We start from the raw sequence: 23,965 nt of genomic DNA, 5'->3' as shown, positions 1-23,965 counted from the left end.
CTGTTTCCGTTTTGCCGACGCTACGGGACGCTACGGACTGGAGCGCCGGCCAATAATGATGCACTTACTTCCAGTATTATTGATTCGGTACGCGCTTATCAAGTACCGAATCAATCAGGCCGTACTCTTTCGCCTGATTCGGATCCATAAAATTGTCACGATCTGTATCTTTGGCGATAGTCTCAAGATCCTGCCCGGTGTGGTGAGCCAGGATTGAATTCAGGGTATGGCGAATCTTGAGAATTTCACGGGTGTGAATCTCGATGTCGGTCGCCTGGCCCTGATAGCCACCCAGCGGCTGATGAATCATGACCCGGGAGTTGGGTAAGCAGGCACGTTTGCCAGCGGCGCCCCCCGCAAGCAGGAAAGCACCCATACTGGCCGCCTGACCAATGCAGAGCGTGGCCACATCCGGCTTGATGAACTGCATGGTGTCGTAGATGGACATCCCCGCGGTCACAGACCCGCCAGGGCTATTGATGTACAAATGAATGTCCTTGTCCGGATTTTCGGATTCCAGGAAAAGCAACTGGGCCACGACCAGATTGGCCATGTGGTCTTCCACCGGACCGACCAGGAAAATCACGCGCTCTTTGAGCAAACGGGAATAGATATCGAAAGATCGCTCACCCCGAGCGGTTTGCTCGATTACGATCGGCACCAGGCCGGAACTGGTTACCATTGCGGGACCATCAATTGGTTTCTGCGTCATGATGCGCCTGAACTCCTTATGGACAATGGATCGTGGACTCGCCGCCACGTCATTCATTATAGGTGTAATTCCACCCCATACTTTGCCAGCAGTGGCCCCAGATGAAAACAGCCGGACATGCCGGCTGTTTTCTCGGGTCGGCCATCGGAGCCGGATTCAACTCCAACTCCGGTACGATCAGCCCTGCTGGGCCTGGCCAGCCTTGACGGCATCTTCGTACTTGTATTTCTTCTCTTTGACCTTCGCCTGCTCCAGCACGTAGTCAACAACAGCGTCTTCGAGAACGGAAGACTCAATCTGGGACTTCTGTTCAGGATTGCTGTTGAAGTGCTCTACAACCTCTGCAGGTTGTTCATACGTAGAAGCGATTTCCTGGATCTTTTCATCCACCTTGGCAGGATCAGCTTTCAGGTCGTTCTGCTTAACCACTTCCTGGAACAACAGACCGGTCTTGACGCGACGCTTGGCCTGCTCTTCAAAGATTTCCTTCGGCAGCTGCTTGAAATCCACCTGACCACCGAAACGCTGAACCGCGTCCTGGCGCAGGCGATCGATTTCCTGATCAACCAGAGCAGCCGGCACATCCAGTTCGGTGGTTTCGAGAAGGCCGTCAACAACATCGTTCTTGACCTTGTTAGAGATGGCCTGCTTCAGCTCACGCTCCATGTTATTCTTAACTTCTTCACGGAACGCAGCTTCGTCCTCAGCTTCAATACCGAACTTCTGGAAGAATTCGGCGTTCAGCTCTGGCAGCTGAGGCTCTTCAACCTTGTGGATCTTGATTTCGAACTTGGCAGGCTTACCCGCCAGGTCTTCATTGTGGTAATCCTCCGGGAAGGTGACTTCAATTTCCATGTCTTCACCGGCCTTACCACCCTGAACCGCCTTTTCGAAGCCAGGGATCATCTGACCGGAGCCCAGAGTCAGACGATGACCTTCTGCGGCGCCGCCTTCGAACTCTTCACCATCGACAAAGCCTTTGAAGTCGATGGTCAGCACGTCCTTGTTCTTGGACTTGCGTTTGACTTCCTTCATGGTGGCCTGCTGGCGACGGAGGTTATCGATCATGGTGTCGATATCCTTGTCAGTCACCTCGGACTTCATCTTTTCGACGGAGATCTTGCTCAGGTCACCAAGTTCAATTTCAGGCAGAACCTCAAAAACGGCAACGAACTCAAGGTCCTTGCCTTCTTCCATGGTTTTCGGCTCGAACTGCGGCCAACCGGCAGGATTAATGTCCTGCTCCTGCAGCGCCTTGATGTAGTTGTCGCGCATGACCTCGCCAACGATTTCCTGGCGAACGCTGGCACCGAAACGACGCTTCACCACGCTCATGGGCACCTTACCCGGACGAAAACCATTCAGACGAACGGTACGTGCGGTCTCCTGCAGGCGTTTCTGGACCGCCTGATCGATTTCCTGGGCGGGCACACCAATCGTCATGCGACGCTCGATGTTGGAGGTCGTTTCAACAGACACTTGCATGGAAGATCCTCAAATTACAGGTTCAGTATGTGAATGAATTTAAACCTAAAAGTCTTTCCCCGGACTACAGCCGACAATAAGACCAAAAATTAAAGGCACGTAGTTTATCACGGTTTGCACCGCCGAGAGAATCACCTACCAAAAGCAGATTGCAGGACAAGGCATAGAAATGAAAAAAGCCCTCAGATAATGAGGGCTTTTCAAGAAAGGATGGTGCTCAGGGAGAGAATCGAACTCTCACACCTCTCGGTACCAGAACCTAAATCTGGCGCGTCTACCAATTCCGCCACCTGAGCAAAACCTGAATTCGGTGCTTTCCAACTCCGCTACTTGAATAACGACTTTCGGGAACCTTACCGCTCCCGGCGGCAAACCCTGATCGTTAACAGAGAAGGAAAAGTGGGGTGGACGAAGGGGTTCGAACCCTCGACCGCAGGAGTCACAATCCTGAGCTCTACCAACTGAGCTACGTCCACCACAAAGAGATGTACCTCTCGGTACTGTCGGCACCCGGCCGACCATTGACACTTCAACTTTGCTGGCGACGGTGGCCGCGGCACTTAGGCACTTAACACCTGCCCATACCGACGGCTTAATGGCGCGCCCGGCAGGACTCGAACCTGCGACCATCCGCTTAGAAGGCGGATGCTCTATCCAGCTGAGCTACGGGCGCTTAACCGTTCGCCCACCTGAATATCCAGAAAAATGGTCGGGGTAGAGAGATTCGAACTCCCGACATCCTGCTCCCAAAGCAGGCGCGCTACCAGACTGCGCTATACCCCGTTTCGACTGAACAACAAGTGCCTCAGCAAAGTTGGCGCGCATATTACCGGCGCCGAACGGCCCCGTCAACACGCAATTCCAATTTATCTGAAACACTTGCTTAACGGATGACCATCACAGGCGTGAAAAGTTCCAACTCCGACCGTGAAAGCGCCAATTGGAGTTCACTCATAACCATGAGACAATGCGCGATCTTCATTTACCCATGCTTAATCTACAAAGACGAGACATGAGCGCCAAACTTATTAATGGAAAAGAAATCGCGGCCACCGTCAGACAACAAGTCGCCGCCGGTGTGGAAGCCCGCAAACAGCAAGGGCTGAGAGCTCCGGGACTGGCCGTCGTTCTGGTGGGCGACGACCCCGCTTCCCAGGTATACGTCGGCAACAAGCGCAAGGCCTGCGACGAGGCTGGCATCCTCTCCCTGTCCTACGACCTTCCCGCAGACACCTCTCAGGAGGCACTGGAAGCTCTTATCGATGAACTGAACGAGAACCCGGCGGTAGACGGCATTCTGGTTCAACTCCCCCTGCCCGACCACCTGGACGACGACCCAATTCTCGTCAAGATCCGCCCGGACAAGGATGTTGACGGATTCCACCCGTACAACATCGGCCGCCTCATGCAACGCAAACCGACACTGCGCCCTTGCACACCGGCCGGCGTCATCACCCTGCTGGACAGCATTGACACACCTTACAAGGGTCAACACGCCGTCATTGTCGGCGCATCCAACATTGTCGGCCGGCCAATGAGTATGGAACTGCTGCTCAAAGGCGCTACCACCACGGTATGCCATCGTTTCACTCCGAACCTCGACAAGTTCGTGGGCGAGGCCGACATACTGATCGCAGCTGCCGGAAAGCCCGGGCTGGTCAAAGGCGAGTGGATCAAGCCCGGCGCAACTGTCATTGATGTGGGCATCAATCGCATGGAGGACGGCAAACTGAGAGGCGATGTGGAGTTCGACATTGCCGCAGAACGCGCGGCCTATATCACCCCGGTTCCAGGCGGGGTTGGACCGATGACCATCGCCACGCTCCTCCAGAACACCCTCTACGCCGCAGACGTTCTGCACAAGGACTGAGACACTTCCGGGAATCGCGGCCAGCGGTTTTCAACTCTTTGCGCAAGACACAAAAAACCCCGCCTGAGCGGGGTTTTTTGTGTCTGTACTGCTCGCTTACGCGCCGTACTTGGCTTTCGCCTTCAGGCGGTAGGCATGCAGAAGCGGCTCAGTGTAGCCATTCGGCTGCTCACAACCTTTCAGAACCAGCGCCATAGCCGCCTCAAAGGCAACGCTGTCGTCAAAGTTAGGCGCCATGCTGCGGTAAGCCGGATCGCCAGCATTCTGCTGATCCACAACCGCCGCCATGCGCTTCATGGTTTCCTCGATCTGCGCTTCTGTGCAGACACCGTGGTGCAGCCAGTTGGCCAGCAGCTGGGAGGAAATACGCAGGGTGGCGCGGTCTTCCATCAGACCAACGTTGTTGATGTCCGGAACCTTGGAACACCCCACACCCTGATCAATCCAGCGTACAACGTAGCCAAGAATGCCCTGGGCATTGTTGTCCAGCTCCTGCTGGATATCGTCAGCACTCAGAGAAGATGCATCTTCCAGAACAGGCACCGTCAGGATGTCTTCCAGAGCAGCGCGCTGACGGGAAGCCAGCTCTTTCTGAACGTCAAACACATTGACCTGATGATAATGGGTCGCGTGCAGGGTTGCAGCGGTCGGGGACGGAACCCAGGCAGTGTTAGCGCCAGACTTCGGATGACCGATCTTGGCTTCCAGCATGCCCGCCATCAGGTCCGGCATTGCCCACATACCTTTACCAATCTGAGCGACACCGGAGAAGCCGGTTTCCAGACCGATATCAACGTTCCAGTTCTCATAGGCGTTGATCCAGGCAGCCTGCTTCATCTCACCCTTGCGGATGAACGGACCAAGCTCCATGGAGGTGTGAATCTCGTCACCGGTGCGATCCAGGAAGCCGGTGTTAATGAAGACCGCACGCTCTTTGGCAGCGTGAATACAGGCCTTGAGGTTAACCGTGGTGCGACGCTCTTCGTCCATAATGCCGACTTTCAACGTGAAACGCGGCAGGCCAAGCGCGTCTTCGACACGACCGAAAAATTCGTTGGTAAACGCAACCTCTTCCGGGCCGTGCTGCTTCGGCTTAACGATGTAAACAGAACCCTTGGTGCTGTTCTGGAATGGGCTGTTGCCCTTCAGATCGTGAATGGCGATCAGGGAGGTCATCAGACCATCCATCAGCCCTTCAGGGATCTCGTTACCATCGCTCAGCAGGATCGCCGGGTTGGTCATCAGGTGGCCAACGTTACGAACGAACAGCAGGCTACGGCCCTTAACGCTCAATTCGCCACCATCCGCAGCGGTGTAAGAACGGTCACCATTCATTTTGCGGGTCAGAGACTTACCGCCCTTCTCGAAGGTTTCCTCGAGGTCACCCTTCATCAGACCAAGCCAATTCTTGTAGGCAACTACCTTGTCGTCAGCGTCTACTGCAGCAACGGAATCCTCACAATCCATGATGGTGGTGAGAGCAGATTCCATCAGGACGTCTTTGACGTTGGCGCCGTCATCCTTGCCGATCGGATGATTGGCATCGAACTGGATTTCGAAACGCATACCGTTTTTGGACAGCAGAATACCGGTCGGGGCATCAGCAGCACCGACGTAACCAACAAAGCCTGCCTCGTCTTTCAGGCCGGTAACGTCGCCGTTCTGCAGCTTGACCACCAGCCTGCCACCGTCAACGTAGTACTTGGCAGAATCTTTGTGGCTGCCAGATGCCAGCGGAGCAGAGCTGTCCAGCAGGTTGCGTGCCCACTCGATAACCTTGGCACCACGAACCGGATTGTAGCCAGCGCCCTTGTCGGCTCCGCCATCTTCAGAAATCGCGTCGGTGCCGTACAGTGCGTCATACAGGCTACCCCAGCGGGCATTCGCGGCATTCAGCGCAAAGCGCGCGTTCATGATCGGCACGACAAGCTGAGGACCAGCCATGGTTGCGACTTCAGGATCTACGTTGGAGGTAGAAATCTTGAAATCCGCCGGCTCATCAACGAGGTAACCGATTTCAGTCAGGAATGACTTGTATTCAGCCATGTCCAGCTTCTGACCTTTGTGGTCACGGTTCCAGCTGTCCATTTTTTCCTGAATCGCGTCGCGCTTGGCCAGCAGCTCGCGGTTGCGCGGGGCCAGCTCGTTAACGATCTTGTCAAATTCGGCCCAGAATTTTTCCGCATCAACCCCGGTTCCCGGAATCGCTTCATTGTTTACGAAATCATACAGATTCTTCGCGACCTGAATGCCGCCGATTTGTACGCGTTCTGTCATCGTTGTCTGCCTCAGTGGGTTACGTTTCCCGACTCCCCCTTCAACGTTAAGGGGGCATTCAAATTTGAGCCGCGCATTGTACGGGAAAATGCCTATGAGATCATTCCTTCAGGCACAAAACTGGTCTGACCATGCGCGATCTTCGTTAAATCAGGCTCTACGCCAGCTCGTTCCTTCACGGGAGTCGTCGAGGATGACACCTTTCGCCATAAGCTCATCCCTGATCCGGTCAGCCTCAGCAAAATCCTTGGCCTTTCGGGCGTCTGCCCTGGCCTGAATCATTGCCTCGATATCCTCAGCCGTCAGATCGTCATCCGAACCGCTCTGGAAAAAGGCCTCAGGATCCTGCTGTAGCAACCCCAATACTACCCCCAGGCGAACCAGTACGGCCGCACTGTTCCGGGCAGCCTCTTCATCCCCATCCCGACGGTGCTGATTGATTTCACCGGCAACCGCATGCAAGACGGAAATAGCGCCCGCGGTATTAAAATCATCATCCATCACTTCCGTAAACCGGCGGTCGTGCTCAGTCTCGCCGACATCACCTGGCTTCGCCGGAACAAGGCCGCGCAGTGCGTGATAGAGCTTGGTCAGCGTGCGAGTAGCTTCTTCCAGACTCTCTTCCGAGTAATCGACCTGACTGCGATAATGGCTGGAAACCAGGAAGTAACGAACGACCTCTGCAGGATACTTCTCGAGTATCTCGCGAATCGTGAAGAAGTTGCCGAGAGATTTCGACATCTTTTCCTTGTTTACGCGAATCGCGCCCGCATGCATCCAGGTATGAACGAACTTGTGCCCTGTCGCGCACTCTGATTGAGCGATTTCGTTCTCATGATGCGGGAAAAGAAGATCGGGCCCACCCCCATGAATGTCGAACGTATCACCCAGGCACTTCGTGGACATCGCGGAACACTCTATATGCCATCCGGGGCGACCATCGCCCCAGGGAGAAGGCCAACTGACCTCCCCGGACTTTGCACCTTTCCAGAGTGCAAAATCGGCGGGACTGCGCTTGGCTTCCTGCACATCGACCCGCGCACCGGCAACCAGATCTTCCAGTTTTTTGCGACTAAGCTTTCCGTATTCCGGGAAGGATTCAACGGCGAAGTAAACATCGCCATTATCGGCCGGGTAGGCATGGCCTGTGGAGATCAGGCGCTGAATCATGGCGACAATATCGTCAATGTAGGCCGTCGCTCGGGGCTCTTCACTTGGTGAAAGCACGCCCAGCCGAGCCTCGTCCTCATGCATTGCCTGAATCATACGCCCAGTCAGTTCCGTAAAGACTTCACCGTTTTCGTCAGCACGAATCAGAATCTTGTCATCAATATCAGTGATGTTCCGCACGTAATGCACATCAAAGCCGCGGTGCCGCAGATAGCGAGTAATGACGTCGAACGCCACCAACACTCGCCCGTGGCCGAGGTGGCAGTAGTCATAAACGGTCATGCCACACACATACATGCGAACCTTGCCCGGCTCGATCGGGCGGAACTCTTCTTTCTCTTTCGTCAGGGTGTTGTATATACGGATCACTTGCCCCCCTTGCCCCAGGAATCCCGGAGGGTAACGGTGCGATTGAATACCGGACGCCCGGCTTTTTCGGTCAACGCCGGGTCACAGAAAAAGTAACCTTCCCGCTCAAATTGGTATGGCACATCCGTGCGTGGATCGGCCAGGCCTTTCTCCACTCGGGCACCCGCCAGTGTCACCAGCGACTCGGGATTGAGATGATCGACAAAGTCGCCGTCCTTGTCACTGTCAGGCGATTCGTGATTGAACAGGCGGTCGTAGAGTTGAATGTCAGCCTCAACGCTATCGGTAGCGGACACCCAGTGGACAACGCCATTGGGCTTGTAGCCCTCGGGGTTAACGCCCAGCGTATTGGGATCGTACTCGCACTTCAGCTCGACAATCTCGCCATTGTCATCTCGAACAATCTCAAGACAGGTCATCACATACCCGCCGCGCAACCGCACCGCCTGATCTGGCGCCAGTCGCTTCCACTTTCGTGGCGGCTCTTCAACAAAATCTTCCCGATCGATGAAAAGCGTCTGACTCCAGGTCACTTCTCGCTCGCCCATATCCGGATTCTGAGGATGAACCGGCAACACCAGGGTTTCCGTCTTGTCAGCCGGGTAATTGACCAGAGTGACCTTCAACGGCCGCATGACGCACATGGCGCGCGGAGCTCGGGCATTGAGATCTTCCCGGATGGCATACTCAAGCATACCCACATCGACAGTTCCGCCCGCCTTGTTGACACCGATCATGTCGCAAAACGCGCGGATGGATTCCGGCGTATAGCCACGGCGGCGCATGCCGGAAATCGTCGGCATCCGCGGATCGTCCCAGCCATCCACGAACTTCTCGTCAACCAGGCGCTTGAGTTTACGCTTGGAGGTAATGGTGTAGTTCAGGTTCAGTCGGGCGAACTCGATCTGACGCGGATGACAGGGACCGGAAATATTGTCCAGCGCCCAGTCGTACAGCGGGCGATGGTCCTCGAACTCCAGCGTACACAAGGAATGAGTAATGCCTTCCAGGGCATCGGAAATCGGGTGGGTAAAGTCATACATCGGATAGATGCACCACTTATCACCGGTCTGATGGTGATCCGCGTAGCGAATCCGGTAAAGGATCGGATCCCGCATATTGATGTTCGGAGACGCCATATCAATCTTGGCGCGAAGCACCTTTTCGCCATTGCCAAACTTGCCTGCCCGCATATCCCGGAACAGTTGCAGGTTTTCTTCAACGGGACGATCACGGTATGGACTGTTCTTGCCCGGCTCCTTCAGGCTGCCCCGATACTCGGCCATCTGTTCAGCCGATAGTTCGCAGACGTAAGCCTTGCCGTTTCGAATCAGCTCTTCGGCAAACTCGTACAGGGCATCAAAGTAATCGGATGCAAAACGAACATCGCCCGCCCACTTATAGCCAAGCCACTCTACGTCCTGCTTGATGGCGTCGATATACTCCTGGCTTTCCTTCTCCGGATTGGTGTCATCAAACCGGAGATTACAGTCACCAGCAAAGGTCTCTGCGATACCGAAGTTCAGGCAGATGGACTTGGCGTGACCAATGTGGAGGTAGCCATTTGGCTCGGGCGGGAAACGGGTAACCACCTTTCCGGTGTGCTCGCCCTTCGCGATGGCGTCTTCGATCAGGCTCTGGATAAAGTTATGGGCTTTCTTCGACTCGGCGCTCATACGTTCTCTGTTGACAGGGATGTGAATCTGAAACCGCGTATTATACCCACAAATCCCTTCCGGACTCATGCATAGCGGCAAACTCTTGAGTACAATAGCCGTACTATTGTGATTAACCTTTGCAAACAGGAAACCCTGATGATTCTGCTGACTACCAACTACGGTGACATCAAACTAGATCTGGATTATGACAAGGCACCGGAAACCGCCAAAAATTTCGAGCAGTACGTCCGTGACGGTTTTTATGACGGTCTGATTTTCCACCGTGTAATCAGCAACTTCATGATTCAGGGCGGTGGCTTCGAGCCAGGCATGGCACCTCGCAAAACCCGTGACGCCATCCAGAACGAGGCTGATAATGGGTTGAGCAACATGCAGGGCACCATCGCCATGGCCCGCACCATGGACCCCCACTCCGCCACGGCCCAGTTCTTTATTAACGTTGAGAACAATGGCTTCCTGGATCACACCGCCAAAAATGCCGAGGGTTGGGGTTACTGCGTGTTTGGCAAGGTTGTCGAAGGCATGGACACCGTTAACAAGATCCGGGCCGTTCGCACTACCATGCGCGCCGGGCATCAGGACGTGCCTGCCGACGACGTGGTGATCGAGAAAGCTGAGGTCCTGGAGGACGCGTGACCACGCTGTTTATCTCAGACCTGCACCTGGAGGAGTCGCGTCCCGACATTACGGAGGCATTCCTCTCCTTCCTGAAGCAAAAAGCCAGTGGCGTTGAACAGCTCTATATTCTGGGGGACTTCTTCGAAGCCTGGATTGGCGATGATGAAAAGACTCCGCTTCAGGAACGTATCGCAGAGGCACTGCAAGAAGTAAGCGCCGGTGGAACCGAAATCTTCCTGATGCACGGCAATCGAGATTTCCTGATTGGCGAGGCATTCTGCAACCGGGCCGGGGCTACGCTACTCGCTGACCCCACTGTCATCGATCTGTACGGCACCCCGACCCTGTTGATGCATGGCGACAGCCTGTGCACAGCCGATGTGGAGTATCAGAAATTCCGGGCCAGTATGCGTAATCCGCAGATGATCCAGATGATGCTCGCCCGGCCGCTGGAAGATCGTCAGCAGATGGCACGTCAACTCCGGGAAATCTCCATGGCCAAGAATCAGGGCAAGGCCGAGACCATCATGGACGTGACTCCGGAAGAAGTTGTGAAAGAAATGGAAAAGCACAGTGTGCAGCGGCTGATCCATGGCCACACGCACCGGCCGGCAATCCACGAGTTAAACGCTAACGGCCAGCAGGCATGGCGAATCGTTCTGGGCGATTGGGACCGGAACGTCTGGTGGCTGGAAGCCCGGCCCGGACAGGAGCCAGAGCTGAAAAAAGCGCCGTTATCGTGACGTTACTTCAGGTGGTTCGCGATAGCTCTCGAGCCGCCTGAGCCATCCGGGCAACCAACGCTCCCGCTCGATTGGATTTTCCGCATTCTGCGCCCGACGAGTCAGGACATAGCTCGCAGCCTCACGAAACTTATCCAGGGCAGGTCTATCCGAGGCCGCCTCCATATTGAGCAGGACCTGCAACAACCCCCACCCTTTTCCCTGGTAGCGCTCTGCGGGTGCAATCCCCTCTCCCTTGAAATTGACGTAGTCCGCCAGGGCATAAACGCCTCCGGGGGTTGCGCTCAGATCCACCAGTCTCGCACGCACTTCCTCACGACGCGGCTCAGGCGCTGCTTGAACGACCTTTTCCAGCGATTCCCTTGCCCTACGAAAGATAAATTCGGCCTGCAGGCCCTGCGTACCTGCCAAAAACTGACGCAACTCCGCCAGACGAGGCGAATTCTTCGCCTGCAGGAATGCATCCCGGTCGGGCCAGGGCGCATCAAAAGGATCAAGACCAACCAACGAGTCAGGAAGGCTGGCCTGACGCTGAACCATGTATTGGATCAGCTTCGGGAAACTTTCCGTGAAACGCCCATCGACGCCTTTTGGATACCAGATGAAGTGCCCGATCCCAAGCGAGGGGAAAGCCTCCCCCTTATTCCAGTGCACCAGGCACTCCAGTTTTCCGGCGCATTCATTCTGAAAGATTTTCTCACCCACCCAGTCCAGTTGAGCAGGCTCGAGTGCCAGCGAAATATCGGTGTCTGAAGCTGTCTGGGGGGAAGAGGATACGTGAGATGCAGCTTCGGACTGCTTACCAGCAGCGTCACCCGACTGAGAATCACAGGCACTCAGCATCACAGCACTGAGCACCCCAATCAAAACCGACGTTTCTTTAAACAAGGCATTTCTCCATTCCGCAACCACATGGCGGTCAAACCGGAACATGGTCTTTCGTCGATCAGAAAACCCCAGTATGGCCAAACGTCTCATCAAGATTAATAACAACCAACTTAAAGATCGTTTAGATTCGTCTGACTCAACAACGGCGCGAGAACTCTTTTCCGTGATCCACTTCAAAGTGTTACTGATGCATTACCGAATGGGACTCCTGAATTCTGTATGGTCACGCCACCGGCTTCGCATGCCGAACCGGAAATAATAAATCAGAAAAAGGACGTTATATGAAAAACGCATTGGTTTGCTCGGCCCTGTGTGCCTCCCTCATGTCCGGTATTGCTAACGCAGACAACCACGGCCAGTCAGACTCAAGAGCGCTGACCACCAACGATCTGATCAACAATGGCTACGCAGAAGCTCGCCTGGGCTTCGCGGACATGGGTCTGAGCGACGACGCCATTGTTATTGCCGGCACATTCGGGACGTCACTTGATCAGTTCCTGCCGGGGCTGGGCGCCGAAGCGGAACTTACACTGACCGCTTCCGACGCCGAAACGACCGTTTCCGACGGCTTCGGAAACTCTGTCACCGTTGAAGGCAGCTATTTCGGGCTGGGTGGCTATGCCACTTACACGCTTGATCTCGACCCTCAGGTAAAGGGCCTGGAACTTCTGGGTCGCGGCGGCCTTGTTTACGTCAATGCCGAAGCGAACACCTGGGCGGGATCGGCAGATGATTCTTCGATCGAGCTTGGCATTGGTATCGGCGCCCGCTATAACCTGCAAAACAACCTTGCAGTTGTTGCCCGATTCGACACCTACGATATAGATGTGTTGAGCTTCGGCGCCACCTACCGCTTCTGAATAAAAAGCCCCGGCAAATGAATTGCCGGGGCTTTTCAATACGACTCGCCCTCTGCCTTACTGCTCCACAAAGGCCCGCTCAATCACGTAGTGACCCATATCACCACCCCGCGCTTCTTTGAAACCCATGTTATCGAGAATCGCACAGGTATCCTTGAGCATACTTGGGCTACCACAGATCATGAATCGATCATTCTCCAGGTCGAACTCCGGGAGCCCCAGATCACGGGTGATCTTGCCGGTTTCCATGGCATCCGTCAGGCGCCCCTGATTACGGAACTCTTCACGAGTCACCGTGGGGTAGTACAGAAGCTTCCCCTCCACCATCTCACCGAAGAACTCATTTTCCGGCAAACCTTCGATATCTTTCTGGTAAGCCAACTCTGATACGTAGCGAACGCCGTGAGTAAGGATGACCTTGTCAAACGCCTCGTAGACTTCCGGATCTTTGATGATACTCATAAATGGCGCCAAACCAGTGCCAGTACTGATGAGCCAGAGGTTCTTCCCGGGTAACAGGTTGTCCAGCACCAAAGTTCCAGTCGGTTTCCGGCTCACGAGAATCTCATCGCCTGGCTGGATCTTCTGAAGGCGCGAGGTAAGCGGGCCATCCTGGACCTTGATAGAGAAGAACTCCAATTCTTCCTCGTAGTTCGCGCTGGCAATACTGTAAGCACGCATTAGCGGCTTGCCCTCGGTTTCGAGACCGATCATCACAAAATGCCCGTTCTTGAAACGGAAGCCCGGATCGCGACTGGTCTTAAAACTGAACAGGGTATCGTTCCAGTGATGAACGCTGGTGACGGTTTCTTTAATCAGATTGCTCATTTCGCTGTGGACCTCGTACCCATTCAGAGCGCGCCTTATCTCTTTAAAGCGGCTACAGTTCAAATTTGGAATGCACTTATTCTACTCCCGCACCAACCTATCGGGAAAATGGGTTATACTCATAACCTTATTCGACAAAATCGATTTAGAGCAATTTGCCATGAAATACAGTTTCCGTCAGCTGGAAGTTTTCCTCGCCGCCGCCCATTTCCAGAACATCACCCGCGCCGCGGAATCCCTCGCCATGTCACAGTCAGCTGCCAGCAGTGCATTGAAGGAGTTGGAAAACCAGTTCGACATCCAGCTCTTCGATCGCGTCGGAAAACGGCTGCAACTGAATGAACTTGGGCGGCTGTATCGGCCCAAAGTCGAGGCCGTTCTGGCACAGGCCAACGAACTGGAGCAGGCCTTCAGCAAACACTCCGAGGTAGGCGCCCTGAAAGTCGGCGCAACCCTTACTATTGGAAACTATCTGGCCGTTGGCGTAATGGCCCAATACATGAATACCCCTACCCATCCCAGGGTTTCGCTGGAAGTCGCCAACACCAGCACCATCGCCCGGCGGGTACGGGATTTTGAGCTGGATATCGGCCTGATTGAAGGGGAGCTTCAATCTTCCGAGTTGGAAGTACTGCCCTGGCGGGGCGACGAGTTGGTGGTGTTCTGCTCCCCGGATCATCCCTATGCCCAGAAGAAAGACCTCACCGATGATGATCTGAGAGATGCCACCTGGATCATGCGGGAACAGGGCTCAGGTACCCGGCAAAGTTTTGAGCGTGGCATGCACGGACTGCTTCCGGATCTCAATGTCCTGTTGGAGCTGGAGCACACGGAAGCGATCAAGCGCGCCGTTGAAGCCAACCTGGGCATCGGTTGCCTATCGGAGGTTGTACTGGCGGACGCGTTCAAGCGTGGTAGCCTGGTGCCGCTCACAGTTCCGGACCATCGCCGCTTCGACCGCCAGTTCTACTTTATCCTGCACAAGCAGAAATACCGCAGCGCGGGCATCGATGCCTGGATGGCCCTGTGTCGGGAACTGTAGAACCCAAACGGCGCTATTGGACCGGACCGCTGTGGAACCGGAACTCTGTATCCGGTTCCTCAATGAGCCGTTTCTCAATCGCCAGGAATCGCCCGACTCGCTCGCTCACAGGCCCGCCATTTGCCTGCTCGGCCAGGCTCAGGTAGTCCTGATAATGCCGGGCTTCGGACTTCAACAACCCGTTATAGAAATCGGCGAGTTTTTCATCCAGATAAGGAGCCAGGGCCGCAAACCGCTCGCAGGAACGAGCTTCAATTATTGCGCCCACGATCAGGACATCCACCAACCGACCGGGATCTTCCTTGCGCACTTCCTCCCGCAACCCGGCTGCGTACCGGGCCGGGCTCAGATGTCCATACTCCACCCCCCGCTTTTTCATAATGGCCAGCACCTGTTCAAAATGGCGCAACTCCTCGCGGGCCAACCGCGACATCTTGTTCAGCAGATCGGCGTTGTCCACGTACCGGTACATCAGACTGAGCGCAGTGGATGCTGCCTTCTTCTCGCAGTGGGCATGATCAATAAGCATCAGGTCGGGGTTAGCCAGGGCATTATCAATCCATAGCTTGGGCGTGCGGCAGGGCAAAAAATCGTGAATGTTCTGCAGGGCTTCTTTCATGTCGGCATTTGGCGTGATTCATTGGAGCGCCGGAGTATATCGCACTCGGCGGGAGCCATAACAGAACTCTCAGACCTCTGTCCAACTTAACTTTATAAGGGGTTTCCTATAGAATGCAGCGCCAGATCAGGGAGTCTCTGAATAAAACCTGTTATCCCCCGGCGGCGATTTGAGGCGTTATTCAGAGGCTCCCGTGGCCTTTTCGCCATAAAACACCCGCCAGGCATGACGCCATCGGCGCGGAACATTCCAACTGATGAGGGTCCATATCGTGTTAGAAGCCTATCGTGAGCACGTGAAAGAACGTGAAGCCCTGGGTATTCCTCCCAAGCCGCTGAACGCCGAGCAAACTGCAGCCCTGGTTGAGCTGCTGAAAAACCCGCCGGCCGGCGAAGAGGAAACGCTCGTTTACCTCCTGGAAAACCGTATTCCGCCTGGCGTGGATGAAGCTGCCTACGTAAAGGCCGCTTTCCTGACCGCCATCGTGAAAGGCGAAGCCTCCTCCCCCCTGCTCGACAAGAGCAAGGCCGTCCAGCTTCTGGGCATGATGCAGGGTGGCTACAACATCGCCACTCTGGTCGAGCTGCTGGACGACGCTGACCTGGCAGAACTGGCCGGCGAGCAGCTGAAGAAAACCCTGCTGATGTTTGATGCCTTCAACGACGTGAAGGAAAAGATGGACGCTGGCAATGCCGTCGCCAAGAGCATCATGGAGTCCTGGGCCAACGCCGAGTGGTTTACTGGCAAGAAAGCCGTTCCCGAGAGCATGAAAATGGTCGTGTTCAAGGTGACTGGTGAAACCAACACCGATGACCTGTCTCCCGCTCCCGATGCCTGGTCCCGTCCTGACATCCCGCTGCACGCCCGCGCCATGTACAAAATGGAGCGTGACGGCCTGACTCCGGAAGAGCCTGGTGTCACCGGTCCGATCAAGCAGATCGAAGAAATCCAGTCCAAGGGCCTGCCCGTTGCCTTCGTTGGTGACGTTGTAGGTACCGGCTCTTCCCGTAAGTCCGGCACCAACTCCGTGCTGTGGTACTTCGGTGAAGACATGCCTGGCGTACCGAACAAGCGCGCCGGCGGCGTGTGCATCGGTAACAAGGTTGCCCCGATCTTCTTCAACACCATGGAAGACGCTGGCGCGCTGGTATTCGAAGCGCCGGTTGACGACATGAATATGGGCGACGTGATCGAAATCCGTCCGTACGAAGGCAAGATCCTGAACGAAGCCGGCGACGTGATCTCCGAGTTCAAGTTCAAGTCCGACGTCATCCTGGACGAAGTTCAGGCCGGCGGTCGTATCCCGCTGATCATTGGCCGCGGACTGACCAACAAGGCCCGCGAAGTTCTGGGTCTGGGCGCTACCGACACCTTCCGTCTGCCGGTTGATCCGGAAGCTGGCACCAAAGGCTTCTCCCTGGCACAGAAGATGGTTGGTAAGGCCTGCGGTCTGGAAGAAGGCAAAGGCGTTCGTCCTGGCACCTACTGCGAGCCGAAGATGACCACCGTTGGCTCCCAGGACACCACTGGTCCGATGACCCGTGACGAACTGAAAGACCTGGCCTGCCTCGGCTTCCAGTCTGACCTGGTTATGCAGTCTTTCTGTCACACCGCTGCTTATCCGAAGCCAGTTGACGTTGAAATGCAGCACACCATGCCGGACTTCATCCAGACCCGTGGCGGTGTTGCCCTGCGTCCGGGTGACGGCATCATCCACTCCTGGCTGAACCGCATGCTGCTGCCGGACACCGTGGGTACCGGTGGTGACTCCCACACCCGTTTCCCGATGGGCATCTCCTTCCCGGCCGGTTCCGGTCTGGTTGCTTTCGCAGCGGCTACCGGCGTTATGCCTCTGGATATGCCGGAATCTGTTCTGGTTCGCTTCAAAGGCGAAATGCAGCCAGGCATTACCCTGCGCGACCTGGTACATGCCATCCCGCTGTATGGCATCAAGCAAGGCATGCTGACCGTTGAGAAGAAAGGCAAGATCAACGAGTTCTCTGGTCGTATCCTTGAAATCGAAGGCCTGGAACACCTGACCGTTGAGCAGGCATTCGAGCTGTCTGACGCGTCTGCTGAGCGTTCTGCTGCCGGCTGTACCATCAACCTGTCTGAAGACTCCGTTGCTGAGTACCTGCGTTCCAACATCACCATGCTGCGCTGGATGATTGCTGAAGGTTACGGCGATCCACGTACCCTGGAGCGTCGCGCCAAGGCCATGGAAGACTGGCTGGCGAACCCGAGCCTGATGCGTGCCGACAAGGACGCTGAATACGCTCACGTCATCGAAATCGACCTGGCTGACATCAAAGAGCCGATCGTTTGCTGCCCGAACGATCCGGACGATGCCAAGTTCCTGTCCGAAGTTGCCGGCGACAAGGTGGACGAAGTGTTCATCGGTTCCTGCATGACCAACATCGGTCACTTCCGTGCCGCTGGTAAGCTTCTTGAGCAGCACAAAGGCCCGCTGAGCACCCGCCTGTGGATGTCTCCGCCGACCAAGATGGACCAGGCCCAGCTGATGGAAGAAGGATACTTCAACACCTATGGCACCGCCGGTGTTCGCACCGAGATGCCGGGCTGCTCCCTGTGCATGGGTAACCAGGCACGTGTAGCTCCGAAGTCTACCGTTCTGTCCACTTCTACCCGTAACTTCCCGAACCGTCTGGGTGATGGCGCAAACGTGTACCTGACCTCTGCGGAACTTGCGGCTGTTGGTGCTGTACTGGGCAAGCTGCCCTCACCTGCGGAGTACATGGAGTACGCCAAGGACCTGAACAGCATGTCGAAAGAGATCTACAAGTATCTCAACTTCGACCAGATGGAAGACTACACCTCCAAAGCTGCTGAAGCTGCCGTCGAGTAAGCTTCCGCCTGAAGGGTGATCTTCAGGAAACGCCAGCCTCCGGGCTGGCGTTTTTTTGTGCCTGAAGGAATCTTAGTCAGCCGCGAATCGGGCATAAAAAAAGCTCCCCGAAGGGAGCTTTTTTTATGCGCCGTCAGACTCAGGCCTGACGGACTGGCCCGCCATTACGGCAGGTTGTGGTACCGAGCCTTGATGGCCTTATCGAAGCCTTCAAGGATCTTCGCGTGGGGCTCATCGCCAAACTTGGATACAGCCACAATGGCGATTGTAGCGAAGATGAAGCCCGGGATGATCTCGTACAGGTCGAGAATACCGCCGGACATATTGCCCCAGATCACCACGGTCGCACCGCCGACCACGATACCGGCAATCGCGCCGTTACGGGTCATACCGCGCCAGAACAGAGACAGGATCAATGCCGGACCAAACGCTGCACCAAAGCCTGCCCAGGCATAGGAGACCAACTCCAGCACCTTACTGTCCGGATTCAAACCGAGAATACAGGCAATCACCGCTATGCCGACAACGGCAAAGCGACCGACCCATACCAGTTCCTCCTGAGAAGCTTCCTTACGGAACAGCGCCTTGTAGAAATCTTCCGCGAGTGCAGAAGAAGACACCAGCAGCTGGGAATCCGCAGTACTCATGATCGCGGCCAGAATGGCTGCCAGAAGGATACCGGCAATGACTGGATGGAACAGCGCATCGACCAGCAGCATGAAGGAACGCTCACCATCATCCAGCGGGGTTTCAAAATAGCCAATCGCAGCGAAACCACACAGCAGGGCGCCCAACAGACCGAGGCCACTCCAGGTTACTGCAATACGGCGTGCGTTAGGAACGTCGTCCTCACTGCGAATTGCCTTGAAGCGGGCAAGGATGTGGGGCTGCCCGAAGTAACCCAGACCCCAGCCAAGCAGTGACAGAATGGAGAGCACGCCCAGAGCCGCGCCGTCAGTTCCGGTGAAAGCATCAAGGAACTCAGGGTTCTTGGCTTCCATCGAACTGGTCACTGCAGCCCAGCCACCGTCAGCATTGATCGCCATGATCGGCACCAGCAGCAACGCAGCGAACATCAACAGCCCCTGAATAACATCGGTCCAGGTGACCGCAAGGAAACCACCGAAGAAGGTGTAGGAAACCACCGCAACGGTGCCAACGATAACCGCAACCTGGTAATCGAGACCGAAGACCGTTTCGAACAACTTGCCACCTGCAACGAGGCCAGAACTGGTATAGAAGAGGAAGAACAGCAGAATGAAGAACGCACTCACGACCCGCAGGATGCGACTGGTATCGTGAAAACGGTTCTCGAAGAATGCTGGCAGAGTCAGAGAATCACCAGCGGCTGCCGAGTATGTCCGCAGACGACTTGCCACGAACAGCCAGTTCAGCCAGGTACCGGCCAGAAGACCGACAGCAATCCAGATTGCCTCATAACCGGCCGCATAGGCGTAGCCCGGCAAACCCAGCAACAGCCAGCCACTCATATCGGAAGCGCCGGCACTGATCGCCGATGGCAGAGGGCCGAGACTCCTGCCGCCCAGAATGTAATCAGAAAGATTCGAAGTACGCTTCCAGGCAACATAGCCGACTGCAAGCATCAGCAGTATGTACGCAAGGAACGTAATACTGATTCCTACACTGTTTCCTATCATATTGGTTTTCTCCCCGTGCGCTATCTGGGTTGGTTGTTATTGGCTTTGGTACGGCTCTCCTTCTGCACCCTGAGCACAGGATGAGAGGGACAACCCTGCATGGAAGGCTTGCCAGCAGCCTTCTCTACTTTCTGTGACGCTCCTGTCACTGTTATCGTTTTCATTCCTTAATTCTCTCAATGCCCAGCGACAGCAGCGAGGCATTTCCCCCGGCCGCCGCGGTATTGACTGTTCGGGTGCGCTCGACACAAAAGCGCAGCAAGTAATGCGGACCACCCGCCTTCGGCCCGGTGCCAGACAGTCCCAGACCTCCAAAAGGCTGGGCGCCGGCAACCGCACCAATCTGGTCCCGATTGATATAACAGTTACCCGCCCTCACCCGCTGCTCGATCCAGGCGGCCATGGATTCGCTCCTGGAATGAATGCCCAGAGTCAGGCCGAAGCCGGTCTGATTAATCTCATCGACAACCTCCTGCAACCCCTCTGCGGGATACCTGATAACGTGGAGGACAGGCCCTGAAACCTCGCCGTTGATTTCCAGAATGCTGTCGATAGCATAGACAACCGGAGCGACAAAATTGCCCTGTTTGCCGGCGACCGGCGTATTGCCCCTGGCAATGAGGCGGCCCCAACCCTCCAGGCCACCGAAACTGGATTGAAAATTTTCCTTTGCCTGCCCATCAATCATCGGACCAACGTCCGTCGACAGGCATTCCGGATCTCCGACGCTTAGCTGCGCAATTGCCCCGGACAACAATTCCTCGACTTGATCGCCAATATCCTCTTGAAGGTATAGCACCTTCAGCGCAGAACACCCTTGCCCGGCACCCGTGAACGCAGATCGGACAACATCCTTGACCACCTGTTCCGGCACGGCACTGCTGTCAACGATCATCGCGTTTTTCCCGCCGGTTGCGGCCATGAAAGGCACGATAGGCCCAGGACGCCCGGCCAACGTCCGGTTTATCTCACGGGCCACATGATTAGAGCCGGTGAAGGCTATGCCCGCGATCCTGGGGTCCGGGATCAGGACGCTGGCAAGTTTAGAGCCATCACCGGGTAACAGTTGAACGACATTTGCCGGAATGCCGGCTTCCAGCATCAGTTGCACCGCACGGTATGCAATCAGTGTTGCCTGTTTCGCGGGCTTCGCCAGTACACTGTTTCCCGCCACAAGCGCCGCTGCAACCTGACCGCTAAACACGGCCAGCGGACAATGCCAAGGGCTGATACAGAGGAAAACGCCCCGTGCTTCCAGATAGAGTTCGTTGTTTTCACCCGTGATGCCGGGCATTGCAATGGGATCACCAAACAAAGCGCGGGCTTGAACCGCGTAGTAACGGCAGTGATCCACGGCGCTGCGCACTTCGTCCACGCCTTCCGGAATGGTTTTCCCGGTTTCGTAGCAACACAGGGCCACCAACTCCGGTAGATTTTGTTCCATAAGCCTGGCAAAGCGCTCAAGACAGCCGGAACGCTCACTCACTGGCAGCCTTGTCCAGGCCCAAACCCCGGAGGAGGCCACTTTCAGGGCTTCTTGCGCATGCTTGGCATTTGCACCTGATATATGCCCAACAACCCGCAATGATTCGGAGGGTGAGTAAACAGGCAAGACCTCATCAGAGGAACAGGATTCTCCATTCACCAACGGCGCCGCAGACCAGCTATGGTTCTGCCAATGCCGTAGCTCTTCAAGCAATTGCTCCCGTCCCACCGAGGCATTCAAATTAACCCCGCTGGCATTTCGCCTCTGTGGCCCATAGATATCGGCAGGGGCTGCGAGGCGATCGTTCACCAATGAGTCGTAGCTGAACAGCCCCTGCACCGGGTTCTGAACCAGTGCCTCAATCGGCGTCCGGGCATCAACCAAGCGATGAACGAACGATGAGTTCGCGCCATTTTCCAGCAAACGACGAACCAGATAGGGCAATAGGTCCTTGTGTGCCCCGACCGGGGCATATATGCGAACAGGGACATCTCCCGCCTCGAGAACACTGTTGTAGAGTGCGACGCCCATACCATGGAGGCGCTGGAACTCAAGCTCCCGGCCCTGCCGCTCCGCCATAACCATGGCAGAAGCCACTGTGAGAGCATTGTGGCTGGCGACCTGGGGGTACAGGGATCCACAGGTATAGCCACTCAACAGAAAGCGCAAACACGCAAGGTAGGACGTGTCTGTTGCCTCCTTGCGGGTAAACACCGGGTACGCCTCTAACCCTCGTTGCTGGCAGATTTTGATTTCCGTATCCCAATAGGCGCCTTTTACCAACCTTACAGGAATCCGGTCTCCCTGATCTTTCGCCAACCGGTTCAGCCAACAAAGCACTGGCAGTGCACGCTTCGAGTACGCCTGAACCACCAGCCCGAACTGTCCCCACCCCCTCGCAACATCTGACTGGAACACGTTTTCGAAGAGCCGCAGCGACAATTCCAGCCGGTCCATTTCCTCCGCGTCGAGTGTGATACCCACATTCCGTTCGCGCGCATACAGCACCAGATCGGACAGACTCCGGTAGAGTTCTGTCATTACCCGTTGCTCCTGCGACGTTTCAAATCGGGGGTGCAATGCAGACAGCTTCACGGAAACCGATGGCAAAGCCCTAAGCGCCAATACCGAGTCGCATCTGCTTACCGCATCAATGGCTCTGCGATACTCGCGCAGATAGCGTTCAGCGACATCCGCGGTGATTGCAGACTCGCCAAGCATGTCAAAGGAGTAGGTATAGCCTTTTTGGAAATAGTCGCGAGCATTGGCGAGCGCCTCGTCAATATCTTGCCCCAGCACGAACTGCTGCCCCATGATCGCCATGGTTCGGTACATCGCCTTGCGAATGACCGTCTCGCCACTGCTTTTTATCAAGCGTTTCCATATCGCTCCGGGAGAGCCATCAAGATCCTTGTCCAAACGGACCACACGGCCAGTTAGCAGCAACCCCCAAGTTGACGCGTTAACCAATGCGGACTCACTGCGACCAACGTGTTTGTTCCAGTCGGCAATCGAGAGCTTATCCTGGATAAGAGCGTCTGCAGTTTCCCGGTCAGGAATTCGCATGAGTGCCTCGGCCAGACACATCAGAAGGATGCCCTCCTGAGTATCAAGGCTGTACTCCTGCAGCAGGGCATCGATCATGTGAATGGCGTCGTCCCGCGCCCGGGCGGACTGGATCAGGTCTGTTGCCATTTCTGTGACGGCAAGGTGTTCCGCTGCGTCACTCTCGGCAAGGGGAATCAGTTCCTTCAGGTACAAAGCTTCGTCCACGGCATGGTTCGCAGTGATGCCCTGCCAGAAAAACGACCTTGGCTGCTCCTGGAAAGCAGGTTCGAGAACCCTGCTTGCTTGAAACATCGGGACGCCCCTTGTGAATTTTGGACCTTCGGTGCAGCACCGCCTCCTGGCCATAACCAGTTAACGCTAACTTAGTAGTAGTACGGACCCAAGACTTACAAATTCCTACGATTCTTTTGCAAATTTGTCCTGAAAGGCCTAAAAATTCGCAAATCAGGCTACTTTTTCACCAAATCGTAGTTTTGTTGGGGTAGTGCCCTTGTGCTTTTTCAGGGCATTGGTCAACGCACCCTGAGAGGAAAAACCGGTTCGAAAACTGACTTCCGAGACGGACAACGATGTGGAAGTCAGCAACTGGGCAGCCTGCTCGAGACGTGCCTGCAGCAGGAACTGGTGGGGAGTGAGACCGGTAACGTCCCTGAACAGTTCGTGAAAGCGACTCACACTCAGGCAGGCAACGCCGGCCAGGTCACGAACACTGATTTTCCTGTGCAGATTCTCCATCACGTATCGGCGTATGGTATCCGGACTCAACGCGTTCCGGTTGCCATGTGTTCTGCGACGGTCATTCAATCGCTCTGCCATGCAGTGCAGAATACTGGCCGCAAGATGCCGCTTGAGCCCTTCGTTCTCGGGCGCCCGGTCAAATTCGCCAGCAGCGAACTGGACCAGGCCCTGAAGCTTGTTATCCATGTCCAGCGTGCGCGGCTTCTCGAAAAGAGGGGAAAGACGTTCGTAGTCGGCGTGAGCCGGGGTATTGATTGCCGGAATGTAGGGATCGAGGTTAATCACCAGCACATGATTCTGGTTATCACCACAATAATCGTGACGCGCCTCAGTCGGTACCAGGCAAGCGCGCCAGGTATCAAGATGGGAGCCGGTTCCGTCGACGCTCAGGTCTGCTTCGCCTTGAACACCCACCACAATCTGGTGGTGTTCATGCCGATGCTGATGCGATGCGATGGGCAATTTAAGTAACCGGGCATCCAACATAA

Annotated in this window: 17 protein-coding genes and 4 tRNA genes; 6 read left to right on the top strand and 15 right to left on the bottom strand. The window is 55.6% G+C overall.

The features are described from left to right. Positions 1-76: 76 nt before the first annotated feature. From clpP to D777_RS02520, 6 genes are all read right to left on the bottom strand, one after another. On the bottom strand, positions 77-712 hold the full coding sequence (gene clpP / locus D777_RS02545; RefSeq protein WP_036128467.1) for an ATP-dependent Clp endopeptidase proteolytic subunit ClpP: 636 nt from the start codon (positions 710-712) through the stop codon (positions 77-79). 177 nt (positions 713-889) lie between these two features. After that, a complete protein-coding gene (tig, locus tag D777_RS02540) occupies positions 890-2,197 on the bottom strand; it encodes a trigger factor (protein WP_036128465.1) in 1,308 nt (435 codons plus the stop codon). 211 nt (positions 2,198-2,408) lie between these two features. Further along, positions 2,409-2,493, bottom strand: a tRNA-Leu gene (locus D777_RS02535). Between the two features lie 104 nt (positions 2,494-2,597). Then, positions 2,598-2,673: transfer RNA gene (locus tag D777_RS02530), tRNA-His, on the bottom strand. Positions 2,674-2,793: 120 nt separating this feature from the next. Continuing rightward, positions 2,794-2,870: transfer RNA gene (locus tag D777_RS02525), tRNA-Arg, on the bottom strand. A gap of 33 nt (positions 2,871-2,903) precedes the next feature. Continuing rightward, positions 2,904-2,980: transfer RNA gene (locus D777_RS02520), tRNA-Pro, on the bottom strand. A 229-nt stretch (positions 2,981-3,209) separates the two neighbouring features. Here D777_RS02520 and folD point away from each other — a divergent pair. After that, complete coding sequence (folD, locus tag D777_RS02515; RefSeq protein WP_036128464.1) at positions 3,210-4,067, top strand: bifunctional methylenetetrahydrofolate dehydrogenase/methenyltetrahydrofolate cyclohydrolase FolD; 858 nt, start codon at positions 3,210-3,212, stop codon at positions 4,065-4,067. Positions 4,068-4,163: 96 nt separating this feature from the next. Here the strand turns inward: folD and D777_RS02510 are convergent, their stop codons facing one another. The 3 genes from D777_RS02510 to D777_RS02500 form a co-directional block, all read right to left on the bottom strand. Beyond that, a complete protein-coding gene (locus D777_RS02510; protein ID WP_036128462.1) occupies positions 4,164-6,344 on the bottom strand; it encodes a malate synthase G in 2,181 nt (726 codons plus the stop codon). Between the two features lie 150 nt (positions 6,345-6,494). Beyond that, complete coding sequence (gene cysS, locus D777_RS02505) at positions 6,495-7,883, bottom strand: cysteine--tRNA ligase (RefSeq protein WP_036128461.1); 1,389 nt, start codon at positions 7,881-7,883, stop codon at positions 6,495-6,497. Beyond that, complete coding sequence (locus D777_RS02500; RefSeq protein ID WP_036128460.1) at positions 7,880-9,559, bottom strand: glutamine--tRNA ligase/YqeY domain fusion protein; 1,680 nt, start codon at positions 9,557-9,559, stop codon at positions 7,880-7,882. The genes cysS and D777_RS02500 overlap by 4 nt, the downstream gene beginning before the upstream one ends. 138 nt (positions 9,560-9,697) lie before the next feature. On the opposite strand from D777_RS02500, the gene D777_RS02495 reads away from it, so the two are divergent. Next, positions 9,698-10,198, top strand: a complete 501-nt coding sequence (locus D777_RS02495; RefSeq protein WP_036128458.1) for a peptidylprolyl isomerase — start codon at positions 9,698-9,700, stop codon at positions 10,196-10,198. After that, positions 10,195-10,923, top strand: a complete 729-nt coding sequence (lpxH, locus tag D777_RS02490; protein WP_036128456.1) for a UDP-2,3-diacylglucosamine diphosphatase — start codon at positions 10,195-10,197, stop codon at positions 10,921-10,923. Before D777_RS02495 ends, lpxH begins: the two co-directional genes overlap by 4 nt. Here lpxH and D777_RS02485 read toward each other — a convergent pair. Next, positions 10,915-11,901, bottom strand: a complete 987-nt coding sequence (locus tag D777_RS02485) for a hypothetical protein (protein ID WP_227501640.1) — start codon at positions 11,899-11,901, stop codon at positions 10,915-10,917. The genes lpxH and D777_RS02485 overlap by 9 nt on opposite strands. Before the next feature lie 191 nt (positions 11,902-12,092). On the opposite strand from D777_RS02485, the gene D777_RS02480 reads away from it, so the two are divergent. Beyond that, positions 12,093-12,671, top strand: coding sequence for an outer membrane beta-barrel protein (locus tag D777_RS02480; RefSeq protein WP_036128455.1), 579 nt, complete (start codon positions 12,093-12,095; stop codon positions 12,669-12,671). A gap of 57 nt (positions 12,672-12,728) precedes the next feature. On the opposite strand, the gene D777_RS02475 is transcribed toward D777_RS02480, so the two are convergent. Then, the gene (locus tag D777_RS02475) at positions 12,729-13,499 is read right to left on the bottom strand and encodes a ferredoxin--NADP reductase (protein ID WP_036128454.1); all 771 of its coding nucleotides are present in this window, start codon (positions 13,497-13,499) and stop codon (positions 12,729-12,731) included. A 160-nt stretch (positions 13,500-13,659) separates the two neighbouring features. Between D777_RS02475 and D777_RS02470 the strand changes: the two genes are divergently transcribed. Next, positions 13,660-14,541: a LysR family transcriptional regulator gene (locus D777_RS02470; protein WP_036128453.1), complete on the top strand. Its 882-nt coding sequence runs from the start codon at positions 13,660-13,662 to the stop codon at positions 14,539-14,541. 13 nt (positions 14,542-14,554) lie between these two features. Here D777_RS02470 and miaE read toward each other — a convergent pair whose 3' ends face one another. Continuing rightward, positions 14,555-15,160, bottom strand: coding sequence for a tRNA-(ms[2]io[6]A)-hydroxylase (miaE, locus tag D777_RS02465; RefSeq protein WP_036128452.1), 606 nt, complete (start codon positions 15,158-15,160; stop codon positions 14,555-14,557). 271 nt (positions 15,161-15,431) lie between these two features. On the opposite strand from miaE, the gene D777_RS02460 reads away from it, so the two are divergent. Then, entirely contained in the window at positions 15,432-18,026 is a 2,595-nt protein-coding gene (locus D777_RS02460; protein WP_036129551.1) for a bifunctional aconitate hydratase 2/2-methylisocitrate dehydratase, read from the top strand. Positions 18,027-18,190: 164 nt separating this feature from the next. Here D777_RS02460 and putP read toward each other — a convergent pair whose 3' ends face one another. The 3 genes from putP to D777_RS02445 all read right to left on the bottom strand — a co-directional run bounded on the left by putP (position 18,191) and on the right by D777_RS02445 (position 23,963). Next, a complete protein-coding gene (gene putP / locus D777_RS02455; RefSeq protein WP_406564758.1) occupies positions 18,191-19,681 on the bottom strand; it encodes a sodium/proline symporter PutP in 1,491 nt (496 codons plus the stop codon). A 163-nt stretch (positions 19,682-19,844) separates the two neighbouring features. After that, positions 19,845-23,030 carry a bifunctional proline dehydrogenase/L-glutamate gamma-semialdehyde dehydrogenase PutA gene (gene putA, locus D777_RS02450; protein ID WP_036128450.1) on the bottom strand — a complete coding sequence of 1,062 codons (3,186 nt, stop codon included), beginning with the start codon at positions 23,028-23,030 and terminating at the stop codon, positions 19,845-19,847. 153 nt (positions 23,031-23,183) lie between these two features. Further along, on the bottom strand, positions 23,184-23,963 hold the full coding sequence (locus tag D777_RS02445) for a helix-turn-helix transcriptional regulator (protein WP_036128449.1): 780 nt from the start codon (positions 23,961-23,963) through the stop codon (positions 23,184-23,186). Positions 23,964-23,965 lie beyond the last annotated feature (2 nt).

The organism is Marinobacter nitratireducens (genome assembly GCF_000708045.1).
GTDB lineage: Bacteria > Pseudomonadota > Gammaproteobacteria > Pseudomonadales > Oleiphilaceae > Marinobacter > Marinobacter nitratireducens.
This window is presented reverse-complemented; position numbering and strand designations above follow the sequence as displayed.